At 59.9% G+C, this 5,415-nt stretch carries 4 protein-coding genes; all 4 read right to left on the bottom strand.

Annotation, left to right across the window (positions count from 1 at the left end; translation table 11 throughout):
* Positions 1-286: 286 nt before the first annotated feature.
* Genes ACWIZX_RS12555 through ACWIZX_RS12540 form a run of 4 tightly spaced genes read right to left on the bottom strand, consistent with a single transcriptional unit; the run spans position 287 to position 4,970 of the window.
* Positions 287-1,621, bottom strand: a complete 1,335-nt coding sequence (locus tag ACWIZX_RS12555) for an ABC transporter permease (RefSeq protein WP_448336018.1) — start codon at positions 1,619-1,621, stop codon at positions 287-289.
* 52 nt (positions 1,622-1,673) lie between these two features.
* Positions 1,674-3,422: a hypothetical protein gene (locus ACWIZX_RS12550; protein ID WP_448336017.1), complete on the bottom strand. Its 1,749-nt coding sequence runs from the start codon at positions 3,420-3,422 to the stop codon at positions 1,674-1,676.
* Positions 3,419-4,168, bottom strand: a complete 750-nt coding sequence (locus ACWIZX_RS12545) for an ABC transporter ATP-binding protein (protein ID WP_322792830.1) — start codon at positions 4,166-4,168, stop codon at positions 3,419-3,421. Before ACWIZX_RS12545 ends, ACWIZX_RS12550 begins: the two co-directional genes overlap by 4 nt.
* 10 nt (positions 4,169-4,178) lie before the next feature.
* Complete coding sequence (locus ACWIZX_RS12540; RefSeq protein WP_448336016.1) at positions 4,179-4,970, bottom strand: Yip1 family protein; 792 nt, start codon at positions 4,968-4,970, stop codon at positions 4,179-4,181.
* Positions 4,971-5,415: the final 445 nt, after the last annotated feature.

Here is a 5,415-nt window from a genome sequence, read left to right as displayed (position 1 = left end):
GCGCAAGATGTTGACCATTATGAATGCTATGGTTCGTCACAAGGCCTCATGGGCAGCTCCGTAACCATTTCCGCCCATCTTCCACCTTGACTTTTAACACAGTTACTGCGAGCGAGCGCAGCGAGCGTGGCAGTCTCCCGCACGGCCTACCATAAGTAAGAGGGGAGATTCCCGTCAGCACTGGTGAGTGTCGCTTCGCTCGGAATGGCATTAACGGCCTCAAACCGTTGCGAGGGGGCCGAAAACCCCAATGGGAGTGGGGAAAGGGTCTGTCCCAAACTGCCGTTTATTCGTACTTCAAGGCGTTGACCGGCACCAGCGTGGCGGCCTGCAGGGAGGGGTACAACCCCGAAATCAACCCGACCAGCGTAGAAAACACCAGCGCAAAAATCGGCAGCCAGACCGGCGTTGCGGCGGCAATTCCCGGCCCAAGTCCGCCATACGGGTTGGACTGCCCGGCGAGGAAGGTGGTTGCCAGAAAGTTGATGGCAAAACTGCCGCCCCAGCCCAACAGCACCCCGCCGATGCCGCCGATCAGCCCGATTCCGGCGGCTTCGCCCAAAAAGATGCTGAGCACATCGCGGTTGGTGGCGCCGATGGCCTTCATCAGGCCGATTTCGCGGGTGCGTTCCAGAATCGCCATGGTCATCGTGTTGGCAATGCCGATGGCGGCTACCAGCAGGGAGATGGCTCCGATGCCGCCAAAGACCATTTGCAGGACGAGGAAGAAACTGTTGATGCCTTCCACAAAGGACTGCGGCGTGGAGGCCTGATAGCCGAGGGCGTTAATCTGGTCGGCAATTTCGACCACCTGCGAGGGGTCTTCGGCGCGCACCAGCAGCTGGTTGTAGCCCTCTTTGTTGAAGTTGACCCGTTTGCCGCGCACCCATTCTTCCCATTTGAGCATTTCATCCAGCCGCACAAACATGGCGCCGTCTTGTTCGCCGCGCGCTTCTTCCAGCACACCGGCGATGCGGATGGTAAAGGTACGGGTAATGGTTTGCCCGTCTTCTGTCCATTTGGTAATTTCCAGTTTCACCTGCTGGCCGACAATGTCCTGCGGGGTGGGCGGCGGCGGAGGTTCCTGTCCCGGGCGCTGGCGCGGGTCGTAAAAATTCTTGAGCACCCATGCTCCCACAACCGCCGTGCCGCGTTCCAGCTGGGTGGTGCCGACCTGTGCCTTGAATTCGTACATGGCAAGGTCATCCACATCCACCCCCTGCAGCCACGGCCAGGTTTCCATTCGGCCGTATTTCAGCAAGGCGCCGCCGCTCAAATTCTGACGAACACTGACCAGCGCCACACCCGGTATGGCACGGATTTCTTCGACCGTTTTCGGGGTGAGCAGTTTGACCCCCGGCGGCATGCCGGTCACAGGGTCAACCGCCATTGGCCCCGGCCCGACATTCACCTCGCTCCAGCCGGGAAAAACATCAATCCGTTTCAGGTCGCTGATGCCCCACAGCTGACTGGTGGCGCTGCGCTGCAGGCCGATGGCCAGCGAAACCAGCAGGATGACCGAGGCAGTGCCGATCACCACGCCGATGGCGGTCAGCGCTACGCGGCCTTTGCGCCTGCCTAAATTGTCGAAAATTAACCTGACCAGATCCAGAAAACGCATGTTGACACCTCCAATTCGGTCATACCGCTAAAAAGTACGCACAGTGGCGCGATCATCCTTTCGGGCGCGGCAGCGGTTCCACCGGCACGGGAATCGGCTGGCCGGGGACACCTTCGGGCGGGATTTGTTCGCCCGGCATGACGGGCGGCGGGGTGGGTTCGGCGCTGTCCAGTCCGATCAGGCCGCGCAAAAAGCGCAGAACCTTCTGCCAGAAAGTTTCTTCGGCGGGCGGCGGCGGTTCTGGCGGAAAGCCGTCGGTTGGAAATTCCGGCGCTGGCATTTCCATCACCTCCACCGTCAGGGTTTGGGTGATGGTGCGCGGCTGGTTGAAGTCATCGGTGTAGTTGATGTTGACTTCGATATTCAGCGGGCCGGGCTGGAAGGGCATGATGTTGGCGTCCAGCGTAAAGTAGCCGCCCGGCTCCAGCGAGCCGACCAGGGTGACGTTGTTGGTAATATCCGCATTCGGGCTGGTAACGCGCATGTTACCCAGCACGGCGGTCTTGCGCCCCAGATTGGTGACCTGCAGCGGCAGCATGGACATCTGATTGGTGTAGAAGATGCCCGGGTCGCGGTAAAAGCCGACTTCCACCTGCGGTAACTGGTAAATCAACAGGGTGATGACCTGATCGTTGATCTGCCGGCTGCCTTTTTCGTCATCGTAAATGAAGGAAAGTTTGAAAGGATAAGCCCCCGGGTTGGCGGTTACATTGACGATCAACTTTTGGGTGGCGCTGATGGTCGTGCCAACCGGCACATCGCCCAGAAAAATTACATTCGAAGCGCCCAGCGGCGCAAAGGTGGAAAGCTCGCTGCCGCCCGGCACGGGGGTGCCCTGCTCGTTGAGCGAGGCGCCGCCGCCCAGAACCATGGTCACCGAGCGGGCGTTGGCGGTACCCAGATTGCGAATGTCCATTTTCAGCTCGAAGATGGCGCCGGGCTGCAGGGGGTCAACATCGGTCTGATAGGCGGTGACCACCAGCTGCGGGCGGCTGATCAGCGTGGGGGTGGCAGTTGGGCGCGCCGGTCCGCCCACCGATGGTTTTTTGAGGTTGATGGTGATCGTCAGGGTTTCGGTGAAGGATGCGCTGCCGTCCAGATTGGTGTAGGAAAGATTGACCGTCAGGGTTGCCACACTTTGCCCGCTGAGCGAAGGATTGGCGATCAGGGATTGAAAGACGTTAACCTTTTCGTTGGGGTCCACTTCATTGAGGGCGCGCACGCCGCCGGTATCCACCGGCAGGAAGTCCGTACCGGTAAAGGTGATCAGCACATTACGCGCAAAATCCTGTCCGCGGTTGACCAGCGTCAGGCGCAGCTCGAATTGCTGGCCGGGAGTGATTTCCTGATCGCCGCTCACGCCGTAGGAATCCAGCACCAGCAGCGGGCGGCCGGCGGCGGTCGGCTGCGGGCGGCGGGCGGTGGTGGTCAGTCCAATCCTACCCACTTCGGTGCTTCCATCCAGAAAGCGCACGGTGGTCACATCCATGTTGCCATCGCCGGCGCTGGCGGGAATGGCCACCGAAACCACAGCGGTGGTGCTTGCCCCGGGGTTGAGGGCGATGCTGTTCAGGGTAACCGAAGCCGGCCAGCCGTTGAGCGAATCGGGGTCCGGCGCAGTCAGGTTGAGGGCGGCTGAGCCGGTGTTGGTCAGGGTGAGGGTGTACACCACCACCGCGCCGGGTGCGCCGCTTTTGGCGGAAGCATCGGCGGTGACGCTCAGAACCGGGCTTTGGGCGGCCACCGGCAGGGTGAAAACAAGGCTGAAAAAGAGCAAAAGGGTGAGGAGTTTGGTTTTCATTTTGAATCGCTTTCTTCGGATGCGGTTTGAAATGCAAAGGAAGCCGCGGCCTGAAATTCGGCTTCGCTGACCACTTTGCCGTCCAGCAAATAGACCGAATGGGTGGCAAAAGTGTGAATGCGCGGGTCGTGGGTGACGACGATGACGGTTTTCCCGCTGCGGTGCAGGTCGGAAAGCAGCTGCATGATGCCTAAACCGCTGGCGGTATCAAGGTTGCCGGTCGGCTCGTCCGCCAGAATCACCTCGGGCTGGTTGGCCAGGGCGCGGGCAATTGCCACCCGCTGCTGCTGGCCGCCGGAAAGCTCGGTCGGTTTGTGATGCACGCGGTTTTCCAGCCCCACCTGCCGCAGCAGTTCCAGGGCCCGTTTGCGGCGCTGACCGGTCGGGACGCCGGCAAAGCGCAGCGGGAAAGCCACGTTTTCCAGCGCGTTCATCGTCTGGACGAGGTTGAAGGATTGAAAGATGAAGCCCATTTTCTTGCGGCGGTAGACCGCCAGTTCGTTTTCGTCCATTTTGTCGAGGGCAACGCCGTCTATGATGATTTGCCCGGAAGTCGGGCGGTCCAACCCGCCCAGCAGGTACAGCAGGGTGCTCTTGCCCGAACCAGAGGGCCCCATGATGACCGTGAAGGTGTTGCGCGGAATATCCAGCGTGACCCCCGCCAGGGCGTGCACCTTCTGCTTACCCATCAGGTAGGTTTTGCGCAGATCGCGGATTTGAATGAATGCACCGTTGGCTTGCGTCATAACTGCCCGCTTAGAAGAACATGCGGGTGGGGTTCAGCCCGCTCAGCCGGCCGGCAATGTAGCCGGGTAAGGCCTGCAAACACAGCAGCAAGGCCACCGAGAGAATCACCGCCAACCAGGTTTTGCCCTTGCCCAAACCAGTCAACGGCGCCGCGCCGACCAGCAGCAGGATGATCATCCAGATGGTATATAAATCCACCTGGGCCAGCAGCGGGCGCAAAAAGGCGGTAAAGCCCTCGGCATCGGCCGCTAAAAAGCCGGAAAGTCCGGGCGCCTGAATCACCTGGCGGGTGGTCAGCATGTAAACTGCCTGCACGATGAAGCGCAAGGCGAACGGCATGCTTGCCCAGGCCGCCAGATTGAGCGCGGCGGTGTTGCTGCCGCGGCTGCCGACCATGGTCAGCGCCAGATGCAGGATGCTGCCCAGCAAAAACCAGCCGATCCACACCCCGGTCAGTGCGCCCAGGGCGGGCAGACCGTAAATGACCATCGGGCTGGCGCGGTTTTGCTGGCTCTGGAAGTACTGCTCCTGCTGTTCGGGCGGCCAGTACTGAAAGTCGGGCGGCAGTTCGCCGCTCGGCTGAGCGGCGGCGGCGCGCGCCGGCCCGCCAGCCAGGGATACGATCAACGCCAGCAGGCTCAACACCAGCAGGGGCGCCAGCCAGACGCCTTTTTCCTGCTGACTGACGGCCTGCATGGTGCGCCCCGGACGGAAGAAGACCGCCAGCAGCCAGTCAAAACGCAGCCGGCGCGGACGGGGTTCTTCGATGATTTCGATATCGTTCGATTCGGTTTCTGCCATGGGTTTCCTCGTTTACGAAAAATGCAGCGGTTGACGGGCTTACCCGTTCCACCTTAAATAACGTCAATTCTGGATAAATCATTTTTACATCAACTTTCGAATTTTCTTCCCCCTCCCGCCTCCCACAAAATCGCCCCTGCGATTTTGGGGGAGGTGCAGGTGGGGGTCATTGGCATTGCATGCCGGGTTTTGATCTTATCTCGAACTCACGTTAAGATAAGACGATGCGCTGTGCGGAAAGTTCCCGTTTTCGATCGGTTTGATTTTGAATCTATCATAAGTCAAGGGGTTTGGGCAAGATGGTTTTTTATCCACACGGCTTTCTCAAAGTTAAAACCGGTCAAACCGCAGCCGGCGGGCGTTTTAAGTCAAGTCGAGCGATGAGCTTTACCCGATTTAGTGGACACAATTAAAGGGTGAGAAATGATTGCTCGAAGTCGACGGG

This window comes from Bellilinea sp., assembly GCF_053501535.1.
This window is presented reverse-complemented; position numbering and strand designations above follow the sequence as displayed.